This window comes from Streptomyces gobiensis (genome assembly GCF_021216675.1).
In the GTDB taxonomy this organism is placed as follows: domain Bacteria; phylum Actinomycetota; class Actinomycetes; order Streptomycetales; family Streptomycetaceae; genus Streptomyces; species Streptomyces gobiensis.
The window spans coordinates 2726893-2743193 of sequence record NZ_CP086120.1 but is presented as its reverse complement, the minus strand read 5'-3'; the positions used below and the strand labels follow the sequence as shown (position 1 = coordinate 2743193).

14 protein-coding genes are annotated in these 16301 nt (G+C 70.3%); 4 read left to right on the top strand and 10 right to left on the bottom strand.

Features of this window, described 5'->3' with window-relative positions; genetic code table 11:
- Positions 1-12: 12 nt before the first annotated feature.
- The 4 genes from test1122_RS12665 to test1122_RS12650 form a co-directional block, all read right to left on the bottom strand.
- Positions 13-471: a copper chaperone PCu(A)C gene (locus test1122_RS12665; protein ID WP_232269272.1), complete on the bottom strand. Its 459-nt coding sequence runs from the start codon at positions 469-471 to the stop codon at positions 13-15.
- Positions 468-1157, bottom strand: a complete 690-nt coding sequence (locus test1122_RS12660; protein ID WP_232269271.1) for an SCO family protein — start codon at positions 1155-1157, stop codon at positions 468-470. The genes test1122_RS12665 and test1122_RS12660 overlap by 4 nt, the downstream gene beginning before the upstream one ends.
- A 76-nt stretch (positions 1158-1233) precedes the next feature.
- Positions 1234-1959 (bottom strand): YcnI family copper-binding membrane protein, encoded by a 726-nt coding sequence (locus tag test1122_RS12655; protein WP_232269270.1) that lies wholly within the window; start codon positions 1957-1959, stop codon positions 1234-1236.
- A 93-nt stretch (positions 1960-2052) separates the two neighbouring features.
- The gene (locus test1122_RS12650; protein WP_232269269.1) at positions 2053-2883 is read right to left on the bottom strand and encodes a hypothetical protein; all 831 of its coding nucleotides are present in this window, start codon (positions 2881-2883) and stop codon (positions 2053-2055) included.
- Positions 2884-3052: 169 nt separating this feature from the next.
- Between test1122_RS12650 and test1122_RS12645 the strand changes: the two genes are divergently transcribed.
- From test1122_RS12645 to test1122_RS12630, 4 genes are all read left to right on the top strand, one after another.
- Positions 3053-3499, top strand: coding sequence for an ATP-binding protein (locus test1122_RS12645; protein WP_232269268.1), 447 nt, complete (start codon positions 3053-3055; stop codon positions 3497-3499).
- 295 nt (positions 3500-3794) lie between these two features.
- Positions 3795-5444: a glycoside hydrolase family 13 protein gene (locus tag test1122_RS12640; protein ID WP_232269267.1), complete on the top strand. Its 1650-nt coding sequence runs from the start codon at positions 3795-3797 to the stop codon at positions 5442-5444.
- Positions 5445-5567: 123 nt separating this feature from the next.
- A complete protein-coding gene (locus test1122_RS12635; RefSeq protein WP_232269266.1) occupies positions 5568-8336 on the top strand; it encodes a SpoIIE family protein phosphatase in 2769 nt (922 codons plus the stop codon).
- A gap of 37 nt (positions 8337-8373) precedes the next feature.
- Entirely contained in the window at positions 8374-8487 is a 114-nt protein-coding gene (locus tag test1122_RS12630; RefSeq protein ID WP_277879900.1) for a DUF418 domain-containing protein, read from the top strand.
- A 59-nt stretch (positions 8488-8546) separates the two neighbouring features.
- Here the strand turns inward: test1122_RS12630 and test1122_RS12625 are convergent, their stop codons facing one another.
- The 6 genes from test1122_RS12625 to test1122_RS12600 form a co-directional block, all read right to left on the bottom strand.
- Positions 8547-9215 (bottom strand): hypothetical protein, encoded by a 669-nt coding sequence (locus tag test1122_RS12625; RefSeq protein WP_232269265.1) that lies wholly within the window; start codon positions 9213-9215, stop codon positions 8547-8549.
- A gap of 96 nt (positions 9216-9311) precedes the next feature.
- A complete protein-coding gene (locus test1122_RS12620; RefSeq protein WP_422397070.1) occupies positions 9312-10151 on the bottom strand; it encodes an endo alpha-1,4 polygalactosaminidase in 840 nt (279 codons plus the stop codon).
- Positions 10152-10165: 14 nt separating this feature from the next.
- Positions 10166-10843, bottom strand: coding sequence for a spherulation-specific family 4 protein (locus test1122_RS12615; RefSeq protein WP_232269264.1), 678 nt, complete (start codon positions 10841-10843; stop codon positions 10166-10168).
- A gap of 5 nt (positions 10844-10848) precedes the next feature.
- Complete coding sequence (locus test1122_RS12610; protein WP_232269263.1) at positions 10849-12309, bottom strand: hypothetical protein; 1461 nt, start codon at positions 12307-12309, stop codon at positions 10849-10851.
- A complete protein-coding gene (gene pelF / locus test1122_RS12605) occupies positions 12306-13925 on the bottom strand; it encodes a GT4 family glycosyltransferase PelF (RefSeq protein WP_232269262.1) in 1620 nt (539 codons plus the stop codon). The genes test1122_RS12610 and pelF overlap by 4 nt, the downstream gene beginning before the upstream one ends.
- Positions 13926-13956: 31 nt before the next feature.
- Positions 13957-16047 (bottom strand): hypothetical protein, encoded by a 2091-nt coding sequence (locus tag test1122_RS12600; RefSeq protein ID WP_232269261.1) that lies wholly within the window; start codon positions 16045-16047, stop codon positions 13957-13959.
- Positions 16048-16301: the final 254 nt, after the last annotated feature.

Sequence of the window (16301 nt, the reverse complement as noted above, 5' to 3'; positions counted from 1 at the left end):
GCGGTCAGAACCTCACTTCTGCGGGGCGTAGTTCTTCGCTTCGACCGGTACGTCGAGTCTGATCGGATCGGACTTTTCGAAGTGCAGCTCCACCGAAACCCGTTCGCCGGCGTCCGGCTTTCTCTTGAGGTCCGCGAACATCATGTGATTGCCGCCCCGGCTGAGCTTCAGTTCCCCGTTCGCGGGGATGCCGAAGGACTTCACCTGCTCCATCTTGTTGCCGGCGGACTTGTGGAGCGTCACATCGTCGGAGAGGTCGCTGGTGACCGAGGTGAGCTTGTCGGCCTGGTCACCGCTGTTGGTGAGGGTGACGTAGCCGGCGGCCATCGTGTCCAGGACCGGCTCGGGCACATACGCGCCGTCCGCCTTCAGCTGCGGACCGGAGCTGGCTTCGCCGGTTGAGCAGGCGCCGAGCGCCAGTCCGGCGGTCAGGGCGAAGGCGCAGGCCAGGGTGGTGCGGTGGCGGATCATGGGTGCTGTCCCTTCATCAGCTTCGGGAAGTCCTTCTCGAAGTTCTCAACGGTGGCGGCGTCATTCGGGTAGATGACGTGGGCCTTGTCGTCCTTGGGGGAGAAGGCGAAGACCTGGGTGCCGTGCTGGGAGAGGATCTCGCCGTTCTTCTTCTTGACGGGCGCGTCGATCGCCATGCCCAGGGAGCGGGAGGCTGCCTGGATGGTGTCGAAGTCGCCGGTGAGACCGACGGTGCCGGGGGCGACGGCGGCCAGCCACTTGTCGAGTGACTCGGGGGTGTCCCGCTCGGGGTCGGTGGTGACGAAGATGACCTTGAGGTTGTCCTGATCCGCCTTGGGCAGGGCTCTCTTGGCGATGTCGATATTGCTCATGGTCGGCGAGCAGACATCGGGGCAGTGGGTGTAGCCGAAGTAGATCACGGTGGGTTTGCCCTGCGTCTCTTCGATCAGGTCGTACTCCTTGCCCTTGGTGTCCGTGAGCACGAGGTCCGGTTTCTCGAAGGGCCGGTCGAGCACGATGCCCTGCTTGGTGTCCTGTGTCGTGGAGACATCGGCGACGGAGTCGCTGTCGCCGTTGTCGGCGCTACCGCACGCGGTGGCGCCCACGGCGAGCGCGGCGGCGAGGGCGAGGCCGAGGCCGGCCCTGCGCCGTCGCGCCCGGCGCGCGGGTGCGTGTGAGGGGTTCATGGAGCCTGTTCCTTGCTCAGCTATGTGGGTTACGGCTTCTGCGGGTTTCTGCGGGTTTCTACGGATACTGCGGTTGTCAGGCCGCGCTGCGGCGACGCCCCGCGAGGACCCCATAGCCGATGCCGCCGATGCCCGTGACAATGCCGATGGCGGCGAGGATCCGGGCGGTGGTGTCCATGGAGCTCTTCTCTTCGCTGGCGTTGGCGGTGTTCTGCGCGTCCTCACCGCTCTGGCTGCCCTGGCTGTCCGGGCTGCCGTGGCCGTCGTCGGAGGCAGGGGTCAGGGCAAGGACGGGAGCCGGGTGGTCGGGCTCGTCGGCGCCTTCCTTCGGTGCCTCGATCCAGCGCACGACCTCGTCGTTGTCGTAGGTCTGGATCGCCTTGAAGACCAGCTGGTCGGCGTCCTCGGGCAGCCGTCCGATCGAGACCGGGAAGCGCTGGAAGGTGCCGGGCTCGATCGTGCCACCGGACCAGGTGATCTTGCTGGGGGCCTCGTCGATCTCCTCACCGTGCATGGTGAGGGGCTTGTCGAGCTTGGCCTTCTCCACCTTGACGTCCCAGCCGGGGACCGGCTCCGGCATCACCGAGGCCACCGGGTGATCGGTGGGGAGAGTGATCTCGAGCTTGCTGGTTGAGGCGCTGTCCCGCTCGTTGGGGACCTTGAAGTTGATGGTGGCGAAGCCGCCCTGCGGGACTTCACCGGGGTCAACGGAGACATGCGCGAAGGCGGGGCCGGTCAGGGTCAGTACGGCGGCGGCTGTGAGGCCACCGATGGTGGTGAGAGAACGCGAGAGGGTGTTCATGGTGTTGAACCACTCCACAGGAAAGAAGGGGTAAGGACAGGGTGAGGTCCGGCCGGACGCCGCTGTCCCATCCCAGCCGTGGGAGTGCTCGCGTCAGGCCGTCAGCGCGTAGTCGCTGGTCACGGCGGGTGGTCCACGCCGGGTGACGGTGTGCCGCAGCGCGCCCGGCTGGGGCGCACGGGAGTTGTGCCGGTCCGCGTCGGCGATCCGTACGGTCACATCGGGCATCCCGAGCCCGGCGGTCAGCGCACGTACGCAGGCCAGGGCGGACCGCAGCGCGCGCAGCAGCAGCTCATCGGTGGCGACGGCGGACAGCCGGATCAGCCGCCACAGCGCGGCCTCGCCGCGCCGCAGCAGCCAGCCCGCGCCGAGCGCGGCGGCCAGATGGCCCAGCAGCATGGGCCCGGAGGCCATGGCGAGCGCGGTACGGACCACGGCTTGCAGGCACTCGCCGGGGGAGAGACCGGCGCCGGAGCCGAGGGCAGCCGTCGCATGCCCGCCTTGCTCAGCGACCAGCCCGCCCAGCCCGGCATCGGTGACGATCCGGTGGGCTTCCGCCTCGGTCATCGGCCCCAGGGCCTGGGCATTGCACACCAGGCTGCTGGCGAGCGCCATCAGCCCGCCCCGCTCGGAGCCGCCGGAGGGTGCCACCGTGGCGCCTTGGCCACAGGCGAAGAGCATATGCAGGGCGATTTGCCCGCCCGCGAGCCCGCCGGCGATTCCCGGCAGCGACCGTTCGCGTCCGGCCAGCGGCGCGGCGACGGCGAAAACCAGTACGACGGCGGCGCCCAGCGTCCACAGCGGAATCGTGGCACCTGCCGCGAGAATGTGCCCGGCTGCGGACAGCGTGACGCAAGCCGCGGTGAAGACCGCGGCCCGCAGTAGTCGCATATCGGCGCTCGCACGCACGACGGGCATATCCATGGCGGCCCCATCATCTCATCGGTGACCGATGGCTCTACATCCGGTTCGGGATTCCCTGTATCCGCCGAATGGGCGGTGTGTCGTCAACTTCACGCTTACGGTCCGCCAATAAGGGCAATACGTAGCGGTATGTCGGCGGTATGTCGAGCCGCGGCCAGGAGGCTGGAGCATGAGCATCTGGTGGTCTCTCCACTTGCGGCGCGAGGCTGCGAGCGTTCCCTTCGCCCGGCGGCTTCTGCTCGGCACGATGGAGACAGCGGGGGTGGAGCCTGATATCGCCTATGAACTTTCCGTCGCCCTCTCGGAGGCGTGCGCAAACGCCGTCGAGCATGGGGGCGAGGAGGGGGGCAGCGATGGTTACCGCGTTTCGGCATATCTGAACGGCGATATGTGCCGCATTGAGGTCACCGACCATGGCCCTGGATTTCCGGATGGCCACCATGGCAGGCCCATGCTGCTGGCGGACTCCCCGCAGACCGAGTGCGGCCGTGGTCTCTATCTCATCGAGGCGCTCGCGGACCATGTCCGCTTCCGTAACCGACCGGGCGATGGCGCGGTGGTGACCTTCGACAAGATCCTCAAGTGGCGCGACGACGCCCTGCTCAAGGCGTCCTGAAGGGGGCATAGCGCCGGTCGGCTGGGGCGGGGCCGTCATGCGTGGCGAGCCGGTGAGGCCGTGTCGGTGGCGTTCGTGCCGGTGTCCGCCTGCCCGCGGAGTGACGGGGTGTGCTGCCGGGCAGGATTCAGCTGGGTGGGCAGGACGCTGTGCCATTCATGGTCTGATCATGGTTCTGATCGCTCAGCGCGTCCTTCCGGCAGACGCCGGAGGAGCGGAGCACGCCGCGCCGTGGCCGACGGCTGCCACCGCCGTCCGAGCAGTTGCCCCAAGAGCTCAGACGTCAAGGAGGAACATGCCCCGCTCCACATCCTGGTGGCGCAGTGACGTCATCTACCAGATCTACATCCGCAGCTTCGCCGACGGGAACGGCGATGGGGTCGGCGACATCGCCGGTATCCGCTCCCGGCTGCCCTATCTGAGGGATCTGGGCATCGACGCCATCTGGATCACTCCCTGGTATCCGTCCCCCATGGCCGACCACGGTTACGACGTGGCGGACTACCGTGGCATCGAGCCGGTGTTCGGCACGCTCGCCGAGGCCGAGGCGCTGCTTGACGAGGCGCATCAGCACGGCATCCGCGTTATCGCTGACATCGTCCCCAACCACACCTCCGATCAGCACACATGGTTCCGCGCCGCGCTGGCGGCCGGGCCGGGCAGCCCGGAGCGGGCGCGCTACATCTTCCGTACCGGCCGCGGCCCGTGCGGTGACGAGCCGCCCAACAACTGGAAGTCCGGCTTCGGCGGCCCGGCGTGGACCCGGGTCACCGAACCCGACGGCAGCCCGGGTGAGTGGTATCTGCACCTCTTCGCCCCCGAGCAGCCGGATCTCAACTGGGAACACGCCGAGGTGCGCGCGGAGTTCGAGTCGATCCTGCGCTACTGGTTCACCCGTGGCGTCGACGGCTTCCGTATCGACGTGGCACACGGCCTGGTCAAGCACCCCGAGCTGGCGGACGTGGCCGCGGAATCGGCCGCGGCGGCGACAGCGGAGCAGCGTGTCAGTCACCCGCACTGGGACCGGGACGAGGTGCACGACATCTACCGCGCCTGGCGGCGCGTGGCGGACGAGTTCCCCGGCGACCGGATGTTCGTCGCCGAAGCCTGGGCGGACAGCCCCGAGCGACTGGCCGCCTACGTACGGCAGGACGGCCTGCACACCGCGTTCAACTTCGACTTCCTGCTGTCCACATGGAACGCCGCACAGCTCCGCGACGTCATCGACACCACCCGGGCGACGCTGGACGCGGTGGGCGCACCGGCCACCTGGGTGCTGTCCAACCACGACGTTGTACGTCACCTGAGCCGCTTTGGCCGGCCGCAGCGCAAGTGGGGGGCCGGGCAGCCCTTCTCCACCGACGATCCGCTCGACGTCGAGCTCGGTACGCGGCGGGCCCGGGCGGCGGCCCTGCTCATGCTGGCTCTTCCCGGCGGCGCCTATGTCTACCAGGGCGAGGAGCTTGGCCTGCCGGAGGTGGAGGATCTGCCCGAGGAGGTGCTCCAGGACCCGATCTGGCAGCGCTCCGGGAACACCCAGCGGGGGCGGGACGGCTGCCGGGTGCCGATTCCCTGGTCCGGCCGGACCGCGCCGTTCGGGTTCAGCCCGCCGGGCAGTACGGCTGAGCCATGGTTGCCCCAGCCGGTGGACTGGAAGAACCGCAGCGTCGAGGCGCAGACCGGCGATGACACCTCCATGCTGGAGCTCTACCGCCGTGCCCTGCACCTGCGCCGGGAGCACGCCGCCCTGGGCGAGGGCACCCTGCACTGGCTGGACGCACCGGCCGGGGTGCTCGCCTTCGCCCGCGAACCCGGCTTCGTGTGTGCCGTCAATCTCTCGACCGAGCCGTACCGGCTGCCGCCGCACGACGAGGTGCTGCTGGCCAGCCAGCCGCTCACGGCGGATCGTCTTCCCCCGGACACCGCGGTGTGGCTCGCGCGGTAACGGTCCGCGCCCGGAGCTTGCCCGCTGACCAGAGACCTGCTGAAGCGTTCGTTGGGCGGGCCTGGCACACTCGGTCAGGTCTCCGGGTTGAAGACCTTGGCTGGGGGATGTAGATATGTCAGCATGATCCGGTTTTTTGGCCGTTTCCGCGATGCGCGGAGCCGGTCGCTGGCCGGTCGGCGCGTGCACAGCCGGGGCAGTGGTCCGGATGTGGATCAAGGCCAGTCTGAGGGGCACGGACACGATGTGCCCGAGCAGCAGCCGGGACAGCGGCGGCGGGTGAAGCTCAACGTGCGCAGCGTCGCCGGGCAGGTCTTCATTCTGCAGGTGGCGGTCGTGCTGCTGCTTGTCGTCGGAGCGGTGCTGGCGCTCGTCCTGCAGTCCCGGACCGCTGGTTCGCAAGAGGCCCGTGACCGTTCGGTGGCCGTCGCACAGAGCTTCGCCCACGCCCCGGGTCTTGAGGAGACGCTGAGGGGCCCCGATCCAGCCGCGGTGCTCCAGCCACGTACCGAAGCGGCCCGGAAAGCAGCCGGTGTCGACTTTATCGTTGTCATGAACACGAATGGCATTCGCTATTCGCACCCCCAGCCGGACCGGATCGGAAAGAGGTTCGTCGGCACCATCGAACCCTCGCTGGCCGGCCGTACCCACGTGGAGAGCGTGGACGGCCCCCTCGGGCACGAGGTACAGGCGGTGGTCCCGGTGTTCGGTGCCGATGGCTCGGTGGTGGGCCTGGTGTCCGCCGGACTCAAGGTCGAGAACGTGACCAGCGAGGTGGACCGGCAGCTGCCGATCATCTTCGGTACCGGCGCGGCCGCGCTCGCCGTGGCGCTGGGCGGTACGGCGCTGGTGACCAGGCGGCTGCGGCGGCAGACCCATGGCCTCGGTCCGGTCGAGATGACGCGCATGTACGAGCACCACGACACCGTCCTGCACAGCGTCCGGGAGGGTGTGCTCATCGTCGGGGGCGACAAGCGGCTGCTGCTCGCGAACGACGAGGCGTCGCGGCTGCTGGCGCTGCCCCCGGACGCGGAGGGGCGGCCCGTCACCGACCTGGGCCTGGACCCCGGCATGGTGCGGCTGCTGACCTCGGGGCGGATAGCCACGGACGAGGTGCATATGGCCGGGGACCGGCTGCTGGCCGTCAACCACCGGCCCACGGCCTGGCCCGGAGGGCCGCCCGGCAGCGTGGCGACGCTGCGGGACACCACCGAGCTGCGTGCCCTCTCCGGCAAGGCCGAGGTGGCACGGCGGCGGCTGCAACTGCTGTACGACGCCGGGATGCGGATCGGCACCACCCTCGATGTGGTGCGGACCGCCGAGGAACTGGCGGAGTTCGCGGTCGCCCGCTTCTCCGACGCGGTCTCCGTCGACTTGGTGGACTCGGTACTGCGCGGCGAGGAGCCGGTGGGCACGGCTATGCGCCGGACGGCCCTGAGCGGCGTCCAGGAGGGCCACCCCTTCTATCCGCTGGGTGAGCTGATCAGCTTCGCGCCGGGCACACCGCAGGCATTCGGCTTCGGCACCGGCCGGGCGGTTCTCGAGGCGGATATGCCGGCGTTCGGCGGCTGGCAGGAGCAGGATCCCGAGCGGGCCAGACGGGTGGTGGAGCAGGGATTCCACTCGATGATCGCGGTCCCGCTGCGGGCGCGGGGCGTTTCCCTGGGCATGGTCACCTTCTGGCGTTCCGAGCGGCCGGAGGCCTTTGAGGAGGACGATCTGTCCGTGGCCGAGGAGCTGGCCGCCCGCGCCGCGCTCAGCATCGACAACGCCCGCCGCTTCACCCGCGAACACACCATGGCGGTGACGCTGCAGCGCAGCCTGCTGCCCCGGGGACTGCCGGAGCAGAGCGCCCTCACCATCGCCCACCGCTATCTGCCCGCCCAGGCCGGGGTGGGCGGGGACTGGTTCGACGTCATCCCGCTGCCGGGCGCCCGCGTGGCGCTGGTGGTGGGCGACGTGGTCGGCCACGGCCTGCACGCCGCCGTCACGATGGGCCGTCTGCGTACCGCGGTCCACAACTTCTCCACCCTCGACCTGCCGCCCGATGAGCTGCTCGGACACGTCGACGAGCTGGTCGGCCGCATCGATCAGGACGAGATGGCCGCAGGCCACTCCGAAGGCATCACGGGCGTCACCTGCCTCTACGCGATCTACGACCCGGTCTCCGGGCGCTGCACCATGGCCCGGGCCGGCCACCTCGGTCCCGCGCTGGTCCGCCCCGATGGCACCGCCGAGTTCCCCGAGCTGCCCGTCGGTCCGCCCCTCGGCGTCGGGGGCCTGCCCTTCGAGACCGCCGAACTGCAGCTGGACGAGGGAAGCCAGCTGGTGCTCTACACCGACGGGCTCATCGAGAACCGGCAACGGGACATCGACGAGGGGTTCGAACTCCTCCGGAACGCTCTGGCCCAGCCCGGCCGGTCACCGGAGGAGACCTGCTCAGCGGTGCTCAACGCCATGCTGCCCCAGCAGCCGAGCGACGATGTCGCCCTGCTCGTCGCCCGCACCCATGTGCTGGACGCCAACCAGGTCGCCGAATGGGACGTGCCCTTCGAACCCGCGGCCGTCGCCGATATGCGCGCAGCGGTCGCAGCCCAGCTGGCCGCGTGGGACCTGGACGAGCTGGCCTTCACCACGGAGCTGATCCTCAGCGAGCTGATCACCAACGCCATCCGCTACGGCACTCCGCCGATCCGGGTGCGACTGCTGCGTGACCGCACCCTGCTCTGCGAGGTGTCCGACGCCAGCAGCACCTCTCCCCACCTTCGCTATGCGGCCGCCACGGACGAAGGCGGCCGTGGCCTGTTCCTCGTCGCTCAGATCGCCGAACGCTGGGGAACGAGATACGCCCCCCTCGGCAAGGTCATCTGGGCCGAACAGCCACTGCCCTAGCGCCTGCCCCCGCCCTCCGTCCTCCGTCCTCCGGTAGCTGGGGGCGTTCTGCGCGTACTGCCTGCTGCTCCTGGTCGGCTCCAGTTGGTGGCTGCGCCGGTTCTTCCAAGGGCCGTTGGAGGCGGTGCAGAAGCGGGCGCTACGGCGCTGACACCGCAGCCGTCCTCGCCGTGGCCGGGGCCGCGGCGAGGACGGCTGCGGTGGTCACCGTCAAGCCTGGCCGTGGCGGCGGTACCAGAGGGCGCCGCCGATCACCGCGAGTACCACTGCTCCACCGGCTGCCCAGGCCGTGGAGTTGATGGATTCGTTCGAACCGCCGACGCCGCCCTTCACCGGGCCCTTCGGGACCGCGGACGGAGAGGTGTGCGGGGATTTATCCAGGGATTTGTGCGGAGGCTTGGCTGGTCCGGTGGTCGGGGCTTCCTTTTCGACGTCCTTCTCGAAACCCTTCTCGACGTCTTTCCCGAAGTCCTTGTCGAAGTCTTTCTCGATGTCCTTCGGCGCGCCGGTAGGTTTGGCGGTCCTGCTGGCGCCGGTCACCGTGAGGGTGCCGAGGAAAGGGCCCTCGGTGCCGCAGGTGACGGAGACCTCGTACTGGCCTGGCTTGGCGTCCGTGGGCACCTTCCCCGTACCGCCGACCATATTGGCGAGCATGCCCATCTCCACGTCGGGCAGCCCGACGCCGCCCTCTGGCGGCTTGAAGGTGGCCCTACCGGTGTCAGTGGTGCAGTTTCCGCCGTCGAAGACGGAGAAATCACCGCCTGGTGCCACCGGATTGGGCTGGATGATGATGTCGCTGCCGGCCACCGCTGGTGTCGCTGTCCCCAGGGCGATCACGGTGGACAGAGCTCCGGCGGCGGCGAGAGTATGTATACGCATGGTGCCTCCAGGACGCGGGAGAGACAGAAACGCGCCCAGAGACATGGGATATCCGGGAACCGGTCTGGACCACTGGGGAAAGCCAAATGGGGGACGTCAGCAGGGAGCGCGCCAGGCGTCCAGATGGAGACGTTTGGCCATCGAGCTGAGCTTCAGTTCCCGGGACCGGGCACAGAACTTTTCCGTTGGCAGGTTGTACTCCACATGGAACACGGCCTTGCCCGCGTCGATGAAGGGCTTCAGGCGTTCGCATTCATCGAACGCGGCGCACTCCTCGTTGACCGCGAAGTCGAAGTCGTCGACCAGCTCGGGGATTTGATCCAGGTCGTTCTTGAGCCCGACGGCCAGGCCACGGTCCTGGGCCAGCTTCGCGATCATGCGGTTGTAGCTGAGCTGGTCGGCGGCGGTCAGCGGGAAGCCGGTCTTATTGCGGTAGCCGTCCAGAAGATCCGGCTCCACCGCGTCAAAGCCCTTGTCCCGGCACATATCAAAGCGTTTGGCGATCAGCGGACGCAGCGTCTCGGTGCGGCGGATATCCAGCCAGCGTTCGCCCTCCCAGCCGTTGCCACGGCCACGCAGCTCCTTGGGGAAGGCGTCGGCGTCCGGGCGGAAGTCCTCCCAGGCGCCGACGTTGATATAGCAGATGACCTTGACGCCCCGGTTGTGCAGCTGCTTGACGACCGAGGCGTCGTGGTTGAAGCCGTCGATGTCATAGACCGGGACATCCACCTCCATATTCAGCTTGCCGGTGAGCTGCCAGTGCCAGTCGGTGCCCGGTCCGGGCTGCCAGCGCTCGCCGGTGGGGCGGCTGTCGGGCTTATCGGGGCGGGGGGAGGTGGGCTCCGCGGAGCATGCGGCCAGCAGGACGCCGAGGAGGGCGGCGGCGACAGCCGCGTACCGCCGCTTTGTACACCTCACACCGTTCACACCGTTCATACCGTTCATACGGTTCACTCGGTCACCAGCTCCTCCGGCAGGCCGTCCCAGGGGTGCGGCATGGTGCCCGGCACCGCGCAGCACACCCCGGCGCCGCGCCGTCCGGCCAGGGCGGCGGCGTGGGCGCCCTGGCCACGGGGGACCCCGTACACCAGATGGCACAGCCGCTGCGGGGGCTGGAGCCGGGCCCAGCGAGGCACCCGGTCGGCCAGGTAGCTCCGCCAGGTGCCCTCAAAGGTGACCAGCAGATCCGCCAGCTCCGCATAGCCGGGGTCGGGGTGCACCCCGGGGTTGAGGGCGAGGGTGCGGATACCGGCTTCCTGGCGGGCCGCGTCGGCCAGTTCCCGGTAGCGGGCCAGCGCCTGTGGGCTGGCGGCCGCCTGGTCCAGGAACGCCCCGTCGGTGCCGTACCAGCGGCGGTAGCGCAGCAGGTCGGCGAGGACGTCGGCGGGCGGGCGGCGCCCGTAGTCGGTATCGGCGTAGCCGAGCACCCGTACCCCGGCGGCGCGTAGCCGGTCCACCGCCCGGGCGAAGCCGGGATCGGGGGCGGCGCCGGGACCGCTGGCGGGGTTGAGCACGACGCCGTAGAGGCGGGGTGCCGCGCGCAGCAGCTGGCGCCAGGCCTCGGGGCGGTCGGCGGGGTGTTCGTACAGCGGCACCAGCAGGCGCACAACGCCTCTCCTCGGGTCCATCCCCGTTACCGGTGAGAACACGCCCGGGCCAGCAGCGCCCAGGCCAGTACGGGCAGTACCGCCGCGGCCACCGCGCACACCGCGAGCTGGATGGCGACGGGGGAGGCCGGGTGCAGCAGCAGCGCGCTGACATCGGCGATGGCCGCCGCCCCGCACGCCGTGACCGCGGCGGCGATCCGGCCGAAGGACTGGAGCAGCAGCGCCGTCCACAGCACCGTGCCCAGCAGCAGCGGTAGCGCGAGCCCCGCCGCGCCGTGCGGGTCCGGGCCGTAGGGCCACAGCACGCCGCCCGCCCAGGTGAGCAGCGCGAGCACCGCCAGATAGCCGAGCAGTCCGCAGGCCAGCTCCGCGGCGACCGTGCCGCGGAAGGCGGCGAAGGTGGTCCGGTCCCGGAGCTTCGCCAGCGTACGGGCCCGGAAGCGGGCCAGCAGCCACTCAGCGGGTCCCATGCTCAGGGAGAGGGCGAGGGCGGTGGGCGCGGCGATGCTGCCCTCGGCGCCGTGCCGCAGCACATCGGCGAGGATGGCCAGCATCACCAGGACACCCGTGCCCAGCCCCAGCAGCCCGTACGGCACGGACGCCCACAGCGCCGGTGCCGGGGCGGCCGGGCGGTCGGTGCCGTCCCCGTCAGCGGCCAGCTGCTCCAGTACGGTCATCACGGCCAGCGCCACCACGGCGGCCAGCGAACAGCCCAGCAGGGCGGCGCGGAGAGCGTCCGGCAGGTCGTACGCCGTGGCCGCGATACCCCCGGCGGTGACCGGTAACAGGGCGGCGAACAGGGCGCGTTCCTGGCCTGACACCAGCAGCACGGTGGCGCTGGCCAGATAGCAGGCCTGTCCGGCGGCGAACGACCAGGGGCCCGCCCCGCCACCCGGCGCGGCGGCGGCCACGACGGCGGACGCCAGCGCTCCGAGGGCCCCGCCCCGGGCCAGGGCGCGGGCGGCGGCGGCCCGGTCGCCCAGACCGAGCAGGAAGTAGGCGCGGTGCGCCAGCGCCTGGCTCCAGGCCCAGCCGGTGAGCGCCCCGGCGAGCAGCGTGAGGGTGCCGGGCGGCAGGCTGCCCGGCGTGGGCGCGTCGGCGGGGCCGCTGAGCAGTGGGCTGCCGAGGACATAGCCGAGCGCGGGCAGGGCGAAGACGAGGCCGCGCAGCCCGTAGCGGAGCAGCTCGGCGGGGGATGGGGTGGCCTGCTGTGGCGGGGGTGGCCGGTGGTGGTCCCGGGGGACCAGGGCGAACAGCTCCTCGGCCAGCGCGAAGGAGTCCGGGAAGCCGTAACGGGTCTGGATCTGTGTGTCGGTCAGGCCATCGGCCTCCAGCAGCGCGGCGATCTCCTCCGGATGTACGGCCGCCGCGCAGTCCTCCCACATCCGGTCGGTGAGATCCTCCAGCGCGGTCTTCCACGCGGTGACGGTCGCACGGCTCGTACGGGCCGCGGGGCCCGGACCGTGCCCCTGCCTGCGGTCGTTCACCGGGCGCCGCCCAGGGCGAGCGAGCCGTCCTGGCGGGTGGCGGCCCAGGTGCCCCAGGTGGCCCAGCTGTCCGGGGCGGCCGGGGTGAAGGGTGCGACCGGGATATCGGCGCCCAGCTCCCGGTATATACGCCGGAACGCGTCAACCGAGGCGCGCAGCGTGAACTGGTCGATCACCCGCTGCCGGGCACGGCCGCCCAGCTCGGCGCGGCGCTCCGGATCGCGCAGCAGCGCCGCGGTGGCGTCGGCCATCGCCTCGGGGTCGCGTGGCGGCACCACCTCCCCGGTGTCGCCGACCGCTTCCCTGACGCCCCCGACATCGGTGGAGACGGTGGCCCTGCCGCAGGACATCGCCTCGATCAGGCTGAAGGGGAAGCCCTCGCTGATGCTGGAGAGCAGCACCACGCTGCCCGCCGCGTAAGCCCGGCTGACCTGGCTGATCCGGCCTTCGAAGGTGACGCCGTCGAGCACCCCGAGGGTGGCGGCGAGTTTGGCGCAGTGGTTCCGGTAGCGTTCGCCGCCGCTGGGTACGCCCCCGAAGAGCCGCAGCCGTAGCTGGGGGAATTCGGGGCGCAGCAGGGCGTAGGCCCGGATGAGGGTTTCCAGGTCCTTGATGGGGTCGATACGGCCCGCCCAGGTGAGGGTGAGTGTTTCCGGCTCCGGGCCGGTGTGCGGGAAGAGGTTCGGGTCAACGCCGTTGTAGACGGTGCGGATTCGCTCGGCCGGGGTGCCGCCGCGCTCTTCCCAGCGGCGGTTGTACTGGTTGCAGGGGGTGACCAGGCGGGCGGCGCGGTAACCCTCGGCGGCGAGCTGCCGGTAGAAGCCGAGCATCAGCGCCTTGACCGGTGAGCTGGGCGAACTGGCTGAATCGGCTGAACCGGGTGAACTGGGTGAACTGGGCGCTGTGCCGCGGTAGCTGAGGTAGCGCTCGCGCAGATAGATGCCGTGCTCCGTGAGGAGGAAGGGGGTGCCGTCCAGCTCCTGGGCGGCGAGCGCGGGCAGGGTGGCGAGGCCGCCGCTGACGGCGTGCGCTATACCGCCCGACGGCACCCGGATGGCGAGTGGGCGCAGAGTGTGTTCCAGCAGGTCGGTGGCGGTGAGGGCGTCGTGCAGGGTGGGCCGGGCGGCGGCGATGGGTGCGTAGGGCCAGGTCCACACCCGGGTGAGGGCGCGCAGTGCGGCCTCGGTACGCAGTGCGGCGGTGAGCTGTCCGGCGCGGGCGAGGGCGGCCAGCTCGTAGAGGCCATGGGTGAATTCAGCGCTGGGTTCGGGGTCGAGGAGCGCGTGCAGGAAGCGCTCGTAGCTCTCCAGGAAGCGTCTGCGGTGCCGGCCTCTGGGCGCCCGGCGGGCACCGCCGGGCGGTGTGCCCCACAGCGGTACGGCGCTGTGCCGGCTGACGTTGGGCGGCAGCTCCCAGGTGACGGGCTCACGGCCGTTGCCGGTCAGGGATATGACCTGGAACTCCACCTCGGGCATGCCGCGTACGAGCTGGTCGCACCAGGTGCTGACCCCACCATGGACATGTGGGTAGGTGCCTTCGGTGAGCAGGGTGACGCGGCGGCCGCCGCGCCGGCTGCGGGCATAGTCGCGCGTCACGCTGTGCAGCAGGGCGCTCATAACTGCGGTTCCCCCCAGGGCAGGAATGGCGTCAGTGGGGCAGGTTGAGAGTGAGGGTGGTGCCGGGCCGGTCAGGTGTGGTCCAGCCGGAGCGGTTGTTGGCGTAGGCGGCTCCGAACGGTGTGGTGCCGCCGTCTGGGCCGGTCGTGGTGGTGCCGGTGGGTGCGGTGGCCGGGATGGCGCGGGCGTTGGCACCCGCGGCGGTCTGGACGGTGATGGTGTCACCGATGCGGTAGGCGGTGATCTGTCCGGCCGCCAGCGCCTGTTGCCACTGGGCCCGGCGCCGCAGCTCGGTGCCGGTCTCCCGCTGCCGTGGACTGATCAGCGGGGTGTTGTCGGCGTGCAGCTTGCGGTAGTCGTCGAGCACCCGCTTCAGCACCGGGTAGGCGAGCCGGTCCTCGGCGAGGTTGGACTGATGGATGTAGTGCGGGCGCGGGTCGCCCGCCAGCACGTGGGTGAGGGCCGTACGGGCCTCCAGCGGGGCGATATGGCCGGTGAAGCCGGTGTCCGGGTCAAGCGGTGCGGGCAGACAGGTGGCAGCGGGGTCGGTTTCGCAGCTGCCGCTGCCGCCGTCGGCCTTGCTGGTGTAGATCCAGTTGTACTCGTCGACCAGCTCGGCGGCGGTGCCGACGTTGTAGAAGAGGCTCATGGGATGGCGGGGCACGGTACGGGCCGGCCCGACGGTGCGCTGCCGTGGCTCCCGTGAGTTGTCGCTGGCGATCCAGCGCACCCCGGTGTCCCGCAGCGCCGGGCCGAGGTTGGGGTTGTCGTCGGGCTGCTGCGGCAGGGTCCTGAGCCCGGAGTGCTCGCCGGTGACCAGCTCGGTGCGGTCCACGGGCAGACCGTGCGTGGCGGCCCAGTCGAGGTTGCGCTGGATCTCGGCCGTGATGGTGGACCGGCTGGTCCAGCGGGTGTTGCCGTCCGCGTCGGTGGCGCAGCGCCACGGCACCACGGAGACATCCTGGAGGCAGCCCAGATAGGGGTGGGTGTAGGTGTGGTTGATCCAGCGGAAGGCGTCCCGGTCGGCCACGAGCTGGTCGGTGAGCGGGTCCCGGCCGCCGTTCTGCCGCTTCCACATCTCGCCGGAGCCCGCGTTGTAGACCATGTCCAGGGTGAAGCCGTGGTTCCGCTGCCACCGGGCGGCGTACCGGGCGTCGGCGGCGGTCATCCGGATGGGGCTGGGCTGTTGGCCGGGGCCTTCGGCACCGCAGTCGTGGTCGCCCGGGGTGCAGTTGTGCTGGGTGTCCCAGCGGTCGTCGGGGGCGAAGACGTCGTCGACATGAACGGCGAAGTAGTTACGGCTCATGCCGAGCCGTACGCCGTCGGTGAGCCAGTCGACGATGCCCCGGGCCAGCAGCCGGAACTGCGCCTGGTGCTGGTTGTAGCCGAAGTTCACCACCAGGTCGCGCAGGCCGTCGTGCTCGTACTCGCCGATCAGTGACCCATCGGTGCCGTCGCCGGGGATCGGGGCGTCCAGCAGGCTGGTGTACTCGCTGCCCTCCGGGGGATCGGCAAGCGGCACGGCCAGCGCGCCATAGCTCTCCGAGGTCTCCGGGTCCAGATCGTCAAAGGGCACGGTGCCGCTGAGATAGCCGAACGGTCCGGCCCGGCCCGCCTTGGTCAGCTTGGCCGTTACGCCGTCCAGGGGGCCGGTATAGCCGGGCTCCTCGGGCCAGTTGAGACCGACCGCGGGGCTCGGATAAACGTAGGCGTTCACCTGCGGGATGTCGAAGCGGGCCCGGTAGTCGGCGAGGGCATCGGCTTCGGCGCCGCCCAGACCGGCCGGCTGCTCGTCCGGTGTCACCACTGACTGGAAGCGGGCGTGCGGGCGGCCGCCGTCAGTGCTGTCGGTGTCGGTGGTGTCGGTGGCGGTGAGGAAGTCGGCGTCAATGCGTTCACGGGCCCGGTCGGTGAGGTCTACGGCGGTGTACGGGGTGCCGCTGCCGTCCAGTCGGGCGCGGATCGCGGCGGTGGCCGGACCGCCGTTGTCGAGCACCAGGACCCGCAGATCGATGCGGGGTACCGGCTCCCCGGGACCCTCCGCCGCGGCTGCACCGTAGTCAGCCGCCCCGAGGGCCAGCAGCAGCGCGGCGGCACCGGCGGCGAACGGTCTGCGAGCCATACAAGTCCCCCCAGCAGGCGCGAAGTTCAACCAGTCGTGATCAAGCGGTCGCGCAACAGCATGGAGGTTCACCAGCGTTGTTGTGGCCGAATCAGACTGAGTGTGTGTTGAATCTCAATTCGTCCGCAAAGCCAATCATCGGACTTGAGTCCAGCTATGGCGTGCTGCTGGCTAAAAGTCGAACATACAGGATGCAAACGGTGTAGCGAGCGCAAGGGTGGGCGAGCCGCCTTATGCAGCGGGGCCGGACCTCT